Source organism: Reinekea forsetii, assembly GCF_002795845.1.
In the GTDB taxonomy this organism is placed as follows: domain Bacteria; phylum Pseudomonadota; class Gammaproteobacteria; order Pseudomonadales; family Natronospirillaceae; genus Reinekea; species Reinekea forsetii.
The window spans coordinates 1,763,866-1,779,803 of the sequence record NZ_CP011797.1 but is presented as its reverse complement, the minus strand read 5'-3'; the positions used below and the strand labels follow the sequence as shown (position 1 = coordinate 1,779,803).

The 15,938-nt window shown below is 53.5% G+C and carries 15 protein-coding genes; 13 read left to right on the top strand and 2 right to left on the bottom strand.

What is annotated here, in order from left to right:
- Nucleotides 1–13 precede the first annotated feature (13 nt).
- The 8 genes from REIFOR_RS08295 (at nt 14) to murB (ending at nt 8,040) form a co-directional block, all read left to right on the top strand.
- Nucleotides 14–1,258 carry a lipoprotein-releasing ABC transporter permease subunit gene (locus tag REIFOR_RS08295; RefSeq protein ID WP_100257114.1) on the top strand — a complete coding sequence of 415 codons (1,245 nt, stop codon included), beginning with the start codon at nt 14–16 and terminating at the stop codon, nt 1,256–1,258.
- A complete protein-coding gene (locus REIFOR_RS08290; RefSeq protein ID WP_100257113.1) occupies nt 1,248–1,934 on the top strand; it encodes an ABC transporter ATP-binding protein in 687 nt (228 codons plus the stop codon). Before REIFOR_RS08295 ends, REIFOR_RS08290 begins: the two co-directional genes overlap by 11 nt.
- 153 nt (nt 1,935–2,087) lie before the next feature.
- Entirely contained in the window at nt 2,088–4,154 is a 2,067-nt protein-coding gene (locus REIFOR_RS08285) for a ComEC/Rec2 family competence protein (RefSeq protein ID WP_158524332.1), read from the top strand.
- Between the two features lie 60 nt (nt 4,155–4,214).
- Complete coding sequence (locus tag REIFOR_RS08280; protein WP_227003806.1) at nt 4,215–4,835, top strand: MotA/TolQ/ExbB proton channel family protein; 621 nt, start codon at nt 4,215–4,217, stop codon at nt 4,833–4,835.
- Nucleotides 4,832–5,248, top strand: a complete 417-nt coding sequence (locus REIFOR_RS08275; protein ID WP_100257111.1) for an ExbD/TolR family protein — start codon at nt 4,832–4,834, stop codon at nt 5,246–5,248. Before REIFOR_RS08280 ends, REIFOR_RS08275 begins: the two co-directional genes overlap by 4 nt.
- A gap of 46 nt (nt 5,249–5,294) precedes the next feature.
- On the top strand, nt 5,295–6,275 hold the full coding sequence (gene lpxK, locus REIFOR_RS08270) for a tetraacyldisaccharide 4'-kinase (protein ID WP_100257110.1): 981 nt from the start codon (nt 5,295–5,297) through the stop codon (nt 6,273–6,275).
- Complete coding sequence (gene kdsB / locus REIFOR_RS08265; RefSeq protein WP_100257109.1) at nt 6,241–6,990, top strand: 3-deoxy-manno-octulosonate cytidylyltransferase; 750 nt, start codon at nt 6,241–6,243, stop codon at nt 6,988–6,990. The genes lpxK and kdsB overlap by 35 nt, the downstream gene beginning before the upstream one ends.
- 39 nt (nt 6,991–7,029) lie before the next feature.
- Nucleotides 7,030–8,040, top strand: coding sequence for a UDP-N-acetylmuramate dehydrogenase (gene murB / locus REIFOR_RS08260; RefSeq protein ID WP_158524331.1), 1,011 nt, complete (start codon nt 7,030–7,032; stop codon nt 8,038–8,040).
- 65 nt (nt 8,041–8,105) lie between these two features.
- Here the strand turns inward: murB and rne are convergent, their stop codons facing one another.
- A complete protein-coding gene (gene rne / locus REIFOR_RS08255) occupies nt 8,106–11,033 on the bottom strand; it encodes a ribonuclease E (RefSeq protein ID WP_100257107.1) in 2,928 nt (975 codons plus the stop codon).
- Between the two features lie 444 nt (nt 11,034–11,477).
- Here rne and REIFOR_RS08250 point away from each other — a divergent pair, with 444 nt between their 5' ends.
- The gene (locus REIFOR_RS08250) at nt 11,478–12,428 is read left to right on the top strand and encodes an RluA family pseudouridine synthase (protein WP_227003804.1); all 951 of its coding nucleotides are present in this window, start codon (nt 11,478–11,480) and stop codon (nt 12,426–12,428) included.
- Complete coding sequence (locus tag REIFOR_RS08245; RefSeq protein WP_100257105.1) at nt 12,429–13,412, top strand: S49 family peptidase; 984 nt, start codon at nt 12,429–12,431, stop codon at nt 13,410–13,412. It begins immediately after the preceding gene.
- 37 nt (nt 13,413–13,449) lie between these two features.
- Here the strand turns inward: REIFOR_RS08245 and REIFOR_RS08240 are convergent, their stop codons facing one another.
- Entirely contained in the window at nt 13,450–14,031 is a 582-nt protein-coding gene (locus REIFOR_RS08240) for a Maf family protein (protein ID WP_100257104.1), read from the bottom strand.
- 95 nt (nt 14,032–14,126) lie between these two features.
- Between REIFOR_RS08240 and REIFOR_RS08235 the strand changes: the two genes are divergently transcribed.
- Genes REIFOR_RS08235 through REIFOR_RS08225 form a run of 3 tightly spaced genes read left to right on the top strand, consistent with a single transcriptional unit; the run spans nt 14,127 to nt 15,871 of the window.
- The gene (locus tag REIFOR_RS08235; protein ID WP_100257103.1) at nt 14,127–14,642 is read left to right on the top strand and encodes a YceD family protein; all 516 of its coding nucleotides are present in this window, start codon (nt 14,127–14,129) and stop codon (nt 14,640–14,642) included.
- Nucleotides 14,643–14,678: 36 nt separating this feature from the next.
- Nucleotides 14,679–14,858: a 50S ribosomal protein L32 gene (rpmF, locus tag REIFOR_RS08230; RefSeq protein ID WP_100257102.1), complete on the top strand. Its 180-nt coding sequence runs from the start codon at nt 14,679–14,681 to the stop codon at nt 14,856–14,858.
- Nucleotides 14,859–14,866: 8 nt separating this feature from the next.
- Nucleotides 14,867–15,871, top strand: a complete 1,005-nt coding sequence (locus REIFOR_RS08225; protein WP_100257101.1) for a phosphate acyltransferase — start codon at nt 14,867–14,869, stop codon at nt 15,869–15,871.
- Nucleotides 15,872–15,938: the final 67 nt, after the last annotated feature.

The window sequence follows — 15,938 nt, the reverse complement described above, 5'->3', positions numbered from 1 at the left end:
GATTTTGCCTTATATGTTTCACAGCCTACCACTCTATATAGGTCTTCGGTATTTACGCGCCAAACGGCGTAATCATTTTATCTCATTCATCTCCGGAATCTCCATGGTCGGCCTGACTCTGGGCGTCATGGTATTGATTATAGTCTTGTCGGTTATGAACGGTTTTGACCGCGAAATGCGCACCCGCATTCTCGGCATGGTACCTCATGCGACCATCTCCCTACCCGGAGAATTCAAAAATTCCGAAACCATTCGGCAAATTGCCTTACAGCATCCCATGGTTTTAGGCGCTTCTGGCTATATTGAAAGCCAGGGTATGGTCATTGCCAACGATCGCACCCGGGGGGCCTTGCTCAGCGGCGTTGAGCCATCGACCGTTGGCACCGTGTCTATCTTACCTGACCATATGATCGCCGGTTCGATTGCGGCCTTAGACGATCAATCTTTCGGGGTGATCATCGGCGCGTCGCTGGCGCGCGTGCTGGGTGTCTCCCTTGGAGACAAGCTGACCCTGATCGTACCGGAGATGTCGGTGACGATCGCCAGTATCCAACCGCGTTTTAAACGCTTTACCCTGGTTGGCATCTTTAAGGTCGGCGCGGAACTCGATTCGAGCCTGGTTATCACCCATATCGATGATTTGGCCAAGCTGATGCTATATGGCGATGCCATCGATGGCCTGCAGTTGCGCACCACGGATCTGTTTCAAGCCCGTCAGATTGCCTTCGATATCGGGCGGGAACTGCCCGATGTCTACTTTGTCTCCGATTGGACCCGTACCCAGGGCAATTTATTCCAGGCGATCCAATTGGAGAAACGCTTGGTCGGTCTACTGCTCTTTATGATTGTCGCCGTTGCGGTCTTTAATATAGTGTCCAGCCTAGTGATGTTGGTTACCGACAAGCAGGGCGAGATCGCCGTATTGCGCACCTTGGGTGCGACCAGTCGACAAATACTCGGCGTCTTTATGGTTCAGGGCACCGCCATTGGCTTAATTGGGATCGCCATGGGCGTATTGCTTGGAGTGATCGGCGCCCTAACGATTGCCGACATCATTGCCTGGGTTGAAACGGCCTTCGATATGCAGTTTCTTAATTCCGATGTCTACTTTATCAACTATATCCCGTCCGAACTGGACTGGCGTGATGTGCTCATCATCTCCTCGGCCACCTTTATTATTTCGGTTCTGTCGACAATCTATCCGGCTTGGAAGGCGTCCAAGATATCCCCGGCGGAGGTCTTACGTTATGAATCTTAATTCGGTTTTAGGCTGCCAGGCAGTGACCCGCAGCTTTCAGATGGGTCCTGATCGGGTCGATGTGCTCAAGGAGATCAGTTTCGAGATCCACAGAGGCGAAATGGCCAGTATTGTCGGAACCAGCGGTTCGGGTAAAACCACGCTCTTGAATCTATTGGCCGGCCTGGACGATCCAACCTCGGGCACGGTAACCATGGCCGGCCAGGTGATCGGCCAGCAGAATGATCGTCAGCGCGCCGCCGCGCGCAATACTCATATGGGCTTTGTGTTCCAGTTTCACCACCTATTACCGGAGTTTTCAGCGCTCGACAATGTCCTGATGCCTTGGCGTATTAAGGGTCGTGCTGGGCCGGATGCCATTGCCTATGCGCATCACCTGTTGACCGAGGTCGGCCTGCAAGACCGGATGAGCCATCGACCCGCCGAATTGTCTGGCGGCGAGCGGCAGCGGGTCGCGATCGCGCGGGCCTTAGTGAAGCAACCCGATGTGGTTTTAATGGATGAACCTACCGGTAATCTCGATGAAGACACGTCGGAACAGGTCCATAGACTGATTGAATCCTTAAATCACCACCTGGCGTCCAGCTTCGTGATCGTGACGCACAATCAGGAATGGGCGAAAAACGTCCCGATCCAGTTCCGCTTAACCAAAGGCCAATTAATGCTGATTTCCTAACCCGCCTCGGCAAGGACATGGATGTTCATCACCGCGCTACTCTTAAGCCTCATTTCGACTTGGTATTACTTGGGGTTCTGGCCCGCGCTAGCTTTGCTGGCGGTCGGCAGTTTAGTACCGATACGTCGGCGTAGAGGGCTTTTTTTTGCGTCTGTGGGCCTCGGCATCTTGGTGCTCGGCCAACTGGAGCGCACCAGTGCGCATGTTTTACCCCGTTCTTGGGTGCATCAACGGGTGCCTCTGACCGTCTGTCTCGAACAGCCCCCTAAGCCTTACCTTGATTACAGCAGCGCCATGGCTCGAGTTGTCGAACAGCCCGAGGCACTTTCCCTACGTCGGGTACGCCTGACCTTGCCGATCGCACTGGAGCCATCGACCTTGCTTGCCGGTCACTGCCTGCGCGGAGACTTCCAAGTGCGCCAGCCGTTCGGGTATATCATTCCGGGCGCCTTTAACGCCGACAGTTTCAATTTTGCGACCCGAATTGATGCCAAGGCCAGCCTGAAGACGCTGCACCAGCAAGACTATCGGCCCACCCTAGCGCAAAGTCTGTATCACCAACGTCAGGGCTTGTTCGATGACGCCGCCAGTTTGGAATTGTGGCGTGCGCTGGCGCTCGGGTGGTCCGCTGCGCTGTCATCTGAATTGCGCACCGACCTGGCACAGAATCAATTGGTCCATCTATTGGTGGTCAGTGGCATGCACATCGGCTTCGTTAGCCTGATGGTCTTGGCTCTGGTGAACGGCGTGGCCTGGCTATGCGCCGGGCGTCTAATGATCCCGCAGACCCATCGCTATCTGGTGGTATTGACCATAGTCGCGGCCTATGTCGCCTTGCTCGGCTGGCCGGTACCGGCTACCCGGGCGCTGTTAATGGCCCTGCTGCCGGTTGTGCTGGTTCAGGTCGGTTGGCAGGTGCCTTGGTACAGTGGACTCACTGTTGCGGCCATCGGCCTCACGCTCATGAGGCCCGAGGCGTGGCTCGGACTGGGGGCCTGGTTGAGCTTCAGCTCGGTGTTGATCATTCTGTTGCTCTGGCGTTGGCGACTCATCGCCACGCGCCATTGGTTACTGAAGCTGGTGCTGTTTCAGGTGTTTATGTCCCTGTCCATTCTGCCTTGGGCGCTGGTCTTCGGCTTTTACCTCAATCCGCTGGCGGCTCTGGTTAACCTCCTAGTCACTCCGTGTCTGGCTTTGCTGCTGTTGCCCTTAGCCCTCGCCATTTTGCTACTTGGCCGCAGTGAACTGGTGCCGCCCTTTGAATGGGGCGTCGAGATGCTCATTCGGGTGATGGCTTGGGCCGGTGACTTCGGCACATTGTTACCCTGGTGGCCGCTGCTAACGGTGGTGCTCGCAACCAGTTTACTGATGCTCTTCGCGTGGCTGCCGGATCGGCGCTTTAAGTTGGTGCTCGGATTGCTGTTCGGCCTGGGCTTTATGACCTTTCACTTGGCATCGGAGCCTAGGGCGACCCGGCGGGTGACGGTATTCGATGTCGGTCACGGTCAAGCGGTGTTAATTGAACACAATGACGATCGTTGGCTCTATGATACGGGCGGGCAGAGCGGTGTAACCAGCCTGTTCGAACGCAATTTAGCCCGCAGGGTCCGATCACTTTCCGGCTTGGTGGTCAGCCATTCAGACATAGACCATGCCGCGGGTGCGGATTTCATCTTAACCCGAGACCCGCAGTTGGTAACTTGGGCGGGGCAACCGCGCACCCTCACAACCGTTCCGGCCGCGCGATCGGCTTGGCGCAATTGCCATCGGGCTGGGCAATTGAACGACTTTCTGCGTTTTATTCCCATCCCATCCGTTCTGATGGATACGGACAATAATCATTCCTGTATTTTGGTCTATGACTCAGGCTTCGGGCGAGTTCTCATCACCGGTGATGCCAGCAAGCGGATTGAGTATTTTATACTGCAGCAACACCCCGAGCTGTTCCCCTTTGATATGATTGTTTTGGGCCATCATGGCTCCGCCAGCAGCTCGGCACAAGATTGGCTTACGGCCAATCGCTCGGCGCTATTTATCCTTAGCAGCGCAGATCGTGCCAGACCGCGTTGGCCATCGCCTATGCTGCTAAGCTGGTTTAACCAGCCACAGCGGCGGCTCCTGAGTACCGCCAAGGTTGGTACGATCCAAGTCACCTTCGGGGCGCAGGGCATGCGCTACAGAAGTTGGGATTCGGCCTTTCGAAAACGCCTTATTTATTGATTTTTATACGATTTTAAAAAGTGCTTATGATAAAGTAACACCCCTCAGAGGAGGATAGCTGTGTTTGAGATTATTAAGTCAGGCGGTTGGTTGATGTTACCGATCGTGTTCAGTTCGGTAATCGCCTTGGCCATTACCGTGGAACGATATTGGACCCTGCGGGTTGCCAAAGTCCGACCAAAGGAGCAATTGCCTCAGGTTTGGCTGTGGATTAAAAATCAGGAGCTGGACGCCAATAAAATTAAGGAACTCAAGCAGAGCAGTTTGTTCGGTTTTGTCTTGGCGGCAGGCTTAACCACCTCCCGGCACGGTCGCGAAGCGATGAAGGATGCCATTCAAGAGGCCGGTGACCATGTCGCCCATGAAATGGAGAAATTCCTCAATACCTTGGGCACGATAGCGGCGATATCGCCGTTGTTGGGCCTACTTGGTACCGTGCTCGGTATGGTGGATGTGTTTTCTGACATCATGTTGCAAGGCACCGGCAATACCGCGGTATTGGCCGGCGGCATCTCCAAAGCCCTCATTACCACGGCAGCGGGCCTATCCGTGGCCATTCCCGCAGTGATCTTTCATCGTGCTCTGGCGCGTAAGATCGATGAACTGCTGGTGCTGATGGAACAGGACAGTGCCAAACTGGTCGAGGCCATCTATAACGACGGGTCCAGTAACAAAAAATGAGATTCCGTCGCGGTCGTCAAGAAGAGGTATCGGTAAATGTCACACCACTGATCGATGTGGTGTTTTTGCTATTGATATTTTTTATGGTGACGACCACCTTCAGCCGGGAGACCCAACTACAGATAGATCTGCCGGAGAGTCAAAGCCAAGTCGCGGCCGAAGACGAACTACCGATCGAAATCCTAATCGATCGAAGTGGTACCTATGCGTTGAACGATAGGGTGCTCTTAAAACAGGACATCGGCTCCCTAAAGCGTGCCTTGGCCGAGCTATCCGACACCTCGAAGACCAAACCCATTGTCATCACGGCCGATGCCCAGGCACCGCACCAATCCTTTATTGTGGCGCTCGATGCTGTGGCGCAATTGGGATTTAGCAAGGTCAGCATTACGACCCAGGCCGAAGCCAACTAGCCTGACCGGCCCGGTCCATTCAATGGCGCAATGAGGTCAGATAACAATGAAGTTCTGGTTTAACCCCACCTTAAGTTGGCAGGCCTTGTTGCTCTTGCCCTTGACCGCTCTGGTTTTACTGATTAGCCAAGGTAAGCGCCTGCGCCGCTCAACTCGGCCCTATACGCGGCCGGTTTTGGTCGTGGGCAACCTAACCGTTGGCGGCACCGGCAAGACGCCGATGATTATCTGGTTGGCAGAACTTTGTCAGCGTCATGGCATTCGCGTCGCGGTGGTCAGTCGCGGCTATGGCGCCAAACCGGATAGGGCGTTTCCATTTCAGATAACCGAGCAGATTAGCGCAAAACACTGTGGTGATGAGCCCAAGATGCTGGCGCAACGGCTGAATATTCCTGTGGTTGTGGATCCGCAACGGCATCGGGCGGTTAACTTTGTCTTGGCCCATCACTCGGTCGATTTGATCATCAGTGATGATGGCCTACAACATTATGCCATGCACCGGGATCTAGAGATCCTCATGCTCGATGGCTTGCGCGGCTTGGGCAATGGCTGCCTCTTGCCTGCCGGACCTCTGCGTGAGACGGCCGGACGGCTCAAGAGTGTCGATTTTATTGTCGTCAAGCAGCACCCATTGGCGCTGCCCATGCCCTATGAACTGGCCCGATTAACGGCGGCCATTCCGCTCAACAGCCTAGGCAAAGCCTTGGTGCAAGGGCCGGTTAAGATCTGCTCTGGCATTGGTAATTTTAACTCGTTTCAACGCTCGGTGGTCGACCTCGGCTATGAGGTGATTGAGACCCTGTCCTTTGCCGATCACCAGCTGATTAGCCCGGAAGCACTGGCCAATAATCAATGGCCGATTATAATTACTGAGAAAGATGCCATTAAATTGGATCTAACGCGTTACCCCCACATTTATGTACTCACTATCGCTTTCGATTTCGATACCGAATTCGAGCGCCGAGTGTTAGCCAGCCTCAGGGAGCAAATCCATGCAAAAAGTCATCATCATACCGGCACGCTTTAGTTCTACTCGCCTGCCGGGCAAGCCCATGTTGGACATTGCGGGCAAGCCGATGATCGTTCGGGTGTGCGAGACGGCCAGCGCCGCGCCGGTCGATCAGATCGTGGTCGCCACCGATGATGCGCGCATTCAGGCGATTGTCCGTGAACATGGCTTTGAGGCGATTATGACGCGAGCCGATCACGTTAGCGGAACCGACCGATTGCAAGAGGCCGCTCAAATCCTGGGTTTGGCCGCCGACGACCTGATTATCAACTTGCAAGGCGATGAACCGCTAATGCCCGCCGATAATCTCAACCAGGTGGCGCAACTGTTAGTGCGACACCCTGAGGCCTCAGTTGCGACTCTCTACGAACTGATTGCCGTCGAATTGGGGCGTGACAACCCCAATATGGTCAAGCTGGTTCAAGCTGAAAACGATGCGGTGCTCTACTTTAGCCGATCGGCTATCCCCTTCGATCGAGACGGCCTGGCTGGGCCGGAGCATTTCTTAAAACGCCATGTCGGCCTGTACGCCTATCGAAAATCGGCGCTGGACCTATTTGTTACCTATGGCGAAGGTCAGCTGGAACGCTTGGAAAAGCTCGAGCAGTTGAGATTTATGGAACATGGCCATCGCATAGTCGCTCAAAAGTCCTTGCTGCCGATCCCGATCGGTGTGGATACGGCCGAGGATTTGGAACAGGTCAAACTGGCCTTTTTGAACACTAAGTCATGATCGACTCCACACCTCAACGAGTACAGGATGCCCGTCATCATGGTTGATATTAAACAGAACATCAGCTTGCAGGCCTTAAACAGCCTGGCCATTCCATCGCTTGCCAGTCATTTTGTCGAATTAACGCAGGAACAGGATCTGCCCGCCATTATCACCTATTGCAACGCTCACCAGCTGCCAATGCGGGTGCTCGGTGGCGGCAGTAACCTGGTGCTGTCCGACCGTATCGATGCCTGCGTGGTTCACAATGCACTGCTCGGCCGCGAGATTGTCGGGCAAACGATCGATCGGGTGGAGATCGATATAGCCGGCGGCGAGAACTGGCACGACCTGGTCGCCTGGACCATTGCTCAGGGTTGGTCGGGCTTGGAAAACCTGGCGCTGATACCCGGTACGGTGGGCGCAGCACCAGTGCAAAATATTGGTGCCTACGGTGTAGAGCTTGCCGATCGTCTCGTAAGCGTGCGCGCCTATGATCTATTCAACAGCGAATTTAGAATCTTCAGTAATGCCGAGTGTCTCTTTGAATATCGCAACAGCATCTTTAAAAGCGATGAAAATCGTTATTTGATCTGCTCGATTCGCCTCACTGTCGAGCAAGATTTTGTCCCCACGCTCGAATATGGACCCTTGCAAAGCCTCAAGGCACAACCAGACCTGTGCGCCGCAGATGTATTCGATCGGGTAGTGGCCATTCGGCAAGCGAAATTGCCCGATCCTAGGCTTATTCCGAATGCCGGCAGCTTTTTCAAGAATCCTCTGGTCGGTGCTGATGTTTTTCAACGACTGCAGCAGCAGTTCCCCGACTTGGTGTCTTTTCAGTCCGGTGCTGACTACAAGATTGCGGCGGGGTGGCTGATCGATAGGGCGGCGTTACGCGGCCAATCCAGTGCCGCTGGGGTAGGGTGTTACAGCGAACAGGCGTTGGTGCTGATCAACCCGCGGCGCGCCTCATCGACCGACGTCTTGGCCTGGTCAGGCTGGGTGCAGCAGCAGGTTGAGGGTTTATTCGGTTTGGCGCTGGAGGTTGAGCCGCGATTTTGGTCATAAGAGCGCCTTAAAAAAGGAAAAAAAAAGGGGCTCATTGAGCCCCTTTTCTATTAGTACAGAACAACCTAGTCTTGATCGGTCTTTTCGGCAGCAACTTTGCGACGACGAACTTCGCGCGGATCATTGGCGGCTCGTGCACCCGGCACAGCGGCATCTTCCGATGTCTCAGCTTCAGCATCGGCAGTTACCGGCGCAACGTCACTAACAGTGGCTTGCGCAACCGGCTCGGCCGCTATGGTCTCATGCGCAACTTCGGGCGTTGGCGACTCGGTCAGGATAGACGCAGCAGGCGTCTCTTGCTCGACCGTTGCCGATGGGCTGGCAGGTATGGCCGCAACTGGGGCTTCGATAATGGCCTCAGGAGTGCTAGCAACCTCGGCGACCACCTCAATTTCTGCCGCAACGGCTTCAAGCTCAGCAGAGGTCGACACTGCAACAGCGGCCTCGGGCTCAGCAACGGCCGCCTCTTCGACAACAACCTCGGGCTCAGCAGCAGCCACTTCAACAGTAACCTCAGGTTCAGCAGCAGGGGCCACTTCAGCTTCAGCTTCCACTTCAGGCTCAACGGCAGCAGTTACTTCAACCTCTGCTTCGGGCTCAACGGCAGCGGCTATTTCAACCTCTGCTTCGGGCTCAACAGCAGCGGCTATTTCAACCTCTGCTTCGGGCTCAACGGCAGCGGCTACAGCAACCTCTGCGACGGCCGTTACCTCAGCGCGGGTCTCAACAGTAATCGGCTCTGCGGATACCGATACTTCTGGCGTGCCCGCTACTGCATTGGTAACCGCCTGTTCTGTTGCGTCAGCGGCAGCTGCGTCGACCGGCTTCTTACCGACTAGGTCGAAATCAATCTCAGAGACGATTTCGGTCGGCTTTTCAGGTCGCACTCGTTTGGCGGCATTCTTGCTGTCACCGCGGGTTTGACGATTTTGTCCGATCTCATCGACGATCACGCGACCGCTTTGGGCGTCTCGGCTCGGACGACGCACGGTAGTGCGACGTGGCTCAGCATCAGTGCCCGGCTCGTTGTCTGTTTCCGTTTCGGGTTTCGCCAGGGCGACTGCGACCTGCTCTTCAACCTTTTTGGATTCTTGGACGTCGGCGCGTACTTCGGTTCGCGCAGGATTCGGCTTGCGATCGCTGTTCTGATTGCGCGAATTGCGATTACGATTGTTCGAGTTTTTAGATCGATCACGATCACGATCACGATCTCGACCATTTCTGGAGTTGCTCGTCGCCGGTTTGGTCGCTTTAAACGTAGGCACGACAGGCTTTTCTTCAGACTTGAAGATGCCACTGAACCACTTGCCAATCTTCGCCGCAACTGACGGTCCAGCGGCAACCTTGGCAGCAGGGGCTTTTGGCTTAGCTTCTGCGGTGGATTCTGGAATCGGTGCTGCCGTTCGAGAAGCCTGTATCGAGGTAATGGCCGCTTCTTGTGGCTTAACCATTGCTTCGAGGACCACTTCGGTTTCAAGCGGTGGCTCGTCAAACTTGATGGCGTAGCTCGGCTCGTCCGTGACCAAGGTCTCGTCGTCATCGCGCATGCGCACTACTTCATAGTGCGGTGTTTCCATATTTGGATTCGGCACGACCAGGACATGGACCTTGTGGCGTTTTTCGATATCCGTTATGGCATCACGTTTTTCATTCAACAGATAGGTCGCAACCGATAATGGCACAATAGTGCGAATCTGCGCTGTACGCTCTTTCAATGACTCTTCTTCGATCAGACGAAGGATAGCCAAAGAAAGGGATTTGACGTCGCGAATGGTTCCGTGGCCGTTACAGCGAGGACATACAATGCCGCTGGTCTCTCCAAGTGATGGGCGCAAACGCTGACGGGACATTTCCAACAAGCCAAAACGGGACAAACGCCCGATCTGGACACGAGCACGATCAGAGTCCGTGGAATCTTTCATGCGGGACTCTACTTCACGCTGGTGCTTGGCCTGATTCATATCGATAAAATCGATCACAATCAAACCACCCATATCGCGCAGGCGCAATTGGCGGGCAATTTCTTCGGCAGCTTCCATATTGGTATTGAAGGCCGTCTCTTCTATGTCGCCACCCTTGGTCGCGCGGCTGGAGTTGATGTCGATCGAAACCAAGGCTTCGGTCGGATCAATAACAATAGAACCGCCGCTGGGCAATTTAACTTCGCGTTGAAATGCGGTCTCGATTTGCGTTTCAATTTGATAGCGATTGAACAACGGTACCGTATCTTCATACAGCTTGATCTTATTCTGATAACCGGGCATCACTTTTTGCACGAAATCGAGTGCGTAGTTATACGCATCCTTAGTGTCGATCAGTACGGTATCGATATCCTGTCGCAGGTAATCCCGAATCGCACGTAAGATCACGTTGCTTTCTTGCAGGATCAGGAAGGGTGCAGGGCGGGTAACAGATGCGGCGGTAATGGAGGTCCACAATTGCAGCAAGTAATCTAAATCCCACTGTAGCTCTTCGGTCGAGCGACCGATGCCCGCGGTGCGGACTATGATACCCATACCATTGGGAATGACGACACCCTGGAGCGCTTCGCGGATTTGTGCACGCTCATCACCCTCGATACGGCGTGAAATACCACCGGCTCGAGCGTTATTGGGCATCAACACTAGGTAACGACCGGCTAAGCTGACCATAGTCGTCAGGGCAGCACCCTTATTACCACGTTCTTCTTTGTCGACCTGGACGATAACTTCGGTGCCTTCTTTGATCAGTTCCTTGATGCTGGAACGCGAAGACATATTGGAATCGATAAAATACTCTTTAGCGATTTCTTTCAGCGGGAGGAAACCATGCCGTTCAGCGCCAAATTCAACAAAGGCGGCTTCAAGGCTGGGTTCAATGCGGGTGATACGTCCCTTATAGATGTTGGCTTTCTTTTGCTCGCGAAAACCGGCTTCTATGTCGAGATCGTACAGTTGCTGGCCATCGACCAGGGCGACTCTAAGCTCTTCGGCTTGAGTGGCGTTAATTAACATTCTTTTCATTAAGATCTAACACTCTGATTTTTATATACATTTCAGAGCAGCAAAACAGGAGCACAGAGGCAAACATCGATAGGAATCGACTAACAAGATACAAATAACGTTATTAAACGCGCGCAAAAACCGGCGATGTTTTGTCCAAGCGAGACATCATTTAGGTAAGAGTCTAACGGAGATACCAGCTCTATTTAGAAATATTCACATGGAAAAGGAATATTTTCTGCCTTATGGGTGCATCACTAAATCTGTTTCAAACTGTTCTTGCTGCCCAACCAATATAAATGTTTACGTTGAGCACTTAAGCCTGGGCACCTGTGTGATCTCTGGGTGGCAGACTTAATATACCAAGCACTTTTAAATATAGCAGTAAAGTAGGGCTGCTTCAATGCTATGCGAGCTGTTATCATCGTTGTTTTCATCCTATATAAAGGATTTTGTGTGTCAAAAGTTCAATTTATCGAAATTGAAGAAGATCGCGTCGATCAGCGTCTGGACAACTTCCTCACCTACGTCCTAAATAACGTTCCTAAGAGTCGCGTCTATCGCTTGATTCGTAAGGGTGAGGTGCGCATTAATGGCAAGCGGGCCAAGCCCGACACCAAATTAAACGAAGGCGATATGGTGCGTATTCCGCCCGTTTCCGATGCGATAAAGGCCGTGGCAACGGTTGAGCCGGGCCAGAAGCTACGCCAAGATCTCAAAGCTGCTGTGGTCTATGAAGATGAGCTAATGCTCGCCATCAATAAGCCGAGCGGCCTGGCAGTGCATGGCGGTTCGGGCTTAAAGCTGGGCCTGATCGAAGCCTTGCGTGCCGACCGACCGGAGGAGAAGTTCCTCGAATTGGTCCATCGCATCGATCGAGACACCTCGGGCATCTTATTGATCGCCAAGAAGCGTAAAAGCCTGGTGCTAATGCAGGATGAATTTCGACTAAAAAAGAACCTGCAGAAAACCTATTGGTGCCTGGTCAGCGGCATCTGGCCAAGCGATATTAACAGCGTTGATGCGCCTCTGTTACGCCATGAAGAAAGCCAAACCGGTGAAAGACGCGTATCAGTCCATAAGGATGGCAAGCCATCCTTAACTCGATTCAGACTGTTAAAGCAGTTTGCAGACTGTGCTTGGGTTGAGGCTCAGCCGGTCACCGGCAGAACGCATCAAATTCGTGTGCATTGTCAATATGCCGGATGCCCCATTCTGGGTGACGACAAGTATCAAGATGCAGCCACCCAGGCCATCGCCCATGGTCTAGGCTTAAAGAGATTGTTTTTGCACGCGGTACAGATACGCCTACCGCACCCGATCGAGCGCACAGAACTGACCATCAATGCCGAACTCGATCCCCGGCTTCAGTCTTTGTTAACCGGTTTAACTGCTAAGGAGTCATAAATGTTTGGATACGGGTCAAATAACTCAGATGCCCTAGGTCCTGTTGAGGGTGACAAGAAAGAATGGCGCTTAATCGAACGCGTCGTGATGGCGAATACTACCGAGCTGCGCCGCAGCCGCCGCTGGGGTATCTTTTTTAAGTTACTGACCTTTATCTATATCCTGGCTGTTCTGGTGCTTTTTATCACCAATAGCGCTGGCTCAACCAGTATTGGCAAAACCGGTGGCCATGTTGCCGTGATCGATATAGAGGGAACCATCGCCAGTGGCGAATTAGCTGGCGCAGATGCCGTTATCGGCAGCCTAAGCGCGGCACTGCAACACCCAGACACCAAAGCGGTAATCCTCCGCATCAACAGCCCGGGCGGCAGCCCGGTGCAGTCGGCCTATATTTTTAATGAAATTCAACGTCAACGGGCGCTCAATGAGCACGTACCGATCTATTCGGTCATCGTCGATTCCGGGGCCAGTGGCGCTTATTATATTGCCGCTGCGACCCAGGAAATTTATGCCAGCGGTGCCAGTATCGTCGGATCTATCGGGGTAACGGCGGCCGGTTTTGGCTATCAGGATCTGATGGACAAGGTGGGTATCGAGCGTCGGCAATTCACCTCGGGTGACCATAAGGCCTTTTTAGACCCCTTTTCGGTGCTGAATCCGGACGAACAGGCACTCTTTGAAATCCTGCTCAATGATGTTCATGAGCAATTTATTCGGGATGTTAAGCTCGGTCGCGGTGATCGTTTGGTCGACAGTCCCAAGTTGTTCAGTGGGTTGTTCTGGACCGGCAGTCAGGCTTTGGAATTGGGCTTGATTGACGGCCTTAAATCAACCGCCGAACTGGCGCGCGAGCTGGGCTATCCGCAGACGGTGGACTTTTCGCTGCGACCCTCGCCACTCGAGGCCTTCGCTCGCAACCTGGGTGTCAGTTTAGCTCAGGCACTGGTCAAGCTCGGCGTCAGTCAGGGCGTTACGCTCAATTGAGGCGCCCAGCCCGCCTCAATTCAAGTGGCGGGCCGGCCTAGGGCACCTGAAAGCCGACCTGCCGCAGGTGCTCGGCCAACGTCATCAGGGGCAGACCGACCAGTGCGCTCGGGTCGTTTGATTGTATTTGACGAAACAGGCTTATCCCTAAGGCTTCCACCTTAAAGCTGCCGGCGCAGTGCTCTGGCCGATCTGCCTCGACGTAGCGACAGATCTCGGCGTAATCCAGCTGCCGAAAGGTGACCCGCGTACGAACCGACCAACGGTAGCTGACATCGCCGCGCAGCAGGCAGGCGGCACTGTAAAAAGTTGCCGTCTGGTTCTGGCATTGCTGGAGCTGTACAACGGCCTTCTCTGGGGTGCCGGCTTTGGTGAGTAGGGTGCCATCGGCCGCCACAGCCACCTGATCGGAGCCAAGCACCCAGGCCGTTGGGTTTCGTTTCGCACTGGCGATGGCTTTTTGCTGGCTAAGGTCGATTGCATAAGACTCCGGATCGCCACTATACTGCGCATGATCTTCATGGACACCCGGATCGACGCAGGTAAAGGGCACACCCAGTAGTCGCAATTGAGCACGCTTGTATTGCGAGGTGCTGGCCAAAACCAGTCGCTGACTCATTGTTTATCTCCATAAGGTCCAATTTACACTCATTACAGCTTTGATCTCTAAAAAGCCTTTGACTTACATTTTTGCATAAGTATGATACCGCGCCTATGTCAAATTTCGAATTACCAGATCGTGTGAATCCCTACCAGTTGGCTGACAAGCTCACTCTACTGGAAGGTGTTATTAGTGCGAAACGGTTAAAACGCCTGGATGAAACCACCGCGGGAATCGACGAATCAGCTCAGGTAAGTTTGAGATTTGATCGTGACGAATCCGGCCGGCGGCTAATTTTTGGTCATGTAACAGCTATTGTGAATTTGCAGTGCCAACGGTGTTTGCAAGTTTATGGTTCTAAACTGGACGGTGATTTTACACTTACCCTGGTTTATAACGATGAAATGGCTAAAGCACTACCGGCTCACCTGGATGCGTTATTATTGCTTCCAGATGCGTTACTGGATGTCGCGGACATCGTGGAGGAAGAGCTATTATTGAGCCTCCCCATGCACGCAATGCACCCAGACAGCGAATGTCGTATTGAAACCCAATTTGGGACGGATGAGTCAAAGGGATCTCCTGAAAAAGCTCCTAATCCGTTCGATGTTTTAAAAGTTTTGAAGTGATCTTCAAACAAATCAGTTAGTAGGAGGCTTTTAGCCATGGCAGTTCAAAAAAGTAAAGTGACCCGTTCACGTCGCGGTATGCGTCGTTCACATGATGCCCTTTCGGCACCCACTCTGACAGTTGATGGCACCAGCGGTGAAACTCACCGTCGTCACCATGTTACTGCAGATGGCTTCTACAAAGGCCACAAGGTCGTTGCAGGTCGTGATGACTAAATAGATTAATGGCTCGCATTGCCATTGATTTACATGGAGGGGACTTCGGCCCCTCTATTCTTATCCCTGCCTGTTTCCGCTACTTTCGCGCTAATCCCCAGCATCATGGTGTCTTATTTGGCAACCTGAATGCACGCCAAGCCTTCAAACATTCCTGCCCCGCCAATATTGAATGGATCGATACCAATGACATTTCTGACCTGGCCCATAAGCCGGCTCAATTGATGCGTCGTGACGGCTTTAGTTCAATAGAAACCGCCTTCAAAGCGCTACGCGATGGGCAGGTCGATGCGTTGGTGTCGGCCGAACATACCGGCGTGTTATTGGTGTTGGTCGGCAAATATGGCGCACTGCATCCGGCCCTGAATCGCCCCGTGCTGGCCGCCTGGTTGCCGACTCTGACGGGCACGGCGATGATGCTCGACCTGGGCGCCTCCTTTACCGCCAACCAGCAACAACTCTTAACCTATGCCGCCGTGGGCAAGGCATTGGCGTCTACCGGCGAGGCCAATCCCCGCCTAAGCCTACTCAATGTTGGCGCTGAGTATTACAAAGGACCGGAGGCATTGCGCCTAGCGCATGCGACCTTGCAAGGCTGGTCGGATATTGACTATCGAGGCTTTATTGAGGCGTCTGACATCTTCAGCGGCCAGGCGGATGTAATTGTCTGCGACGGATTTACCGGCAATTCCATTATTAAAGCCTCCGCTGGCGCGCTGGACCTAACCTTTGCCTTACTCAAAGCACGACTCGAGCATGGCCTCTTAAAACCGCTACTGGCCTGGTGGCTAAAACGACAATTAACGACCGTACTAAAAAAACTCGATCCACGCTTGGCCAATGGGGCCCTTGTTGCCGGCAGTAACCTGCTCGTGGTGAAGAGTCATGGCAATGCCAACGACAGGGCCTTCGCCAGCGCCATCGAACGCGCGGTAAGCGCGCTAGCTCTGGACTCGACCGGGAAGATTCGGCGAGAATTGGACAAATTAGTTGAAAAGTGGCCTCTGGATTAATCTTAGCTTCAAGCGGGGGGGTCATTACTCGGCTTTTGAGTCAGCGTTGGGCCGCTTAATGTCCTAG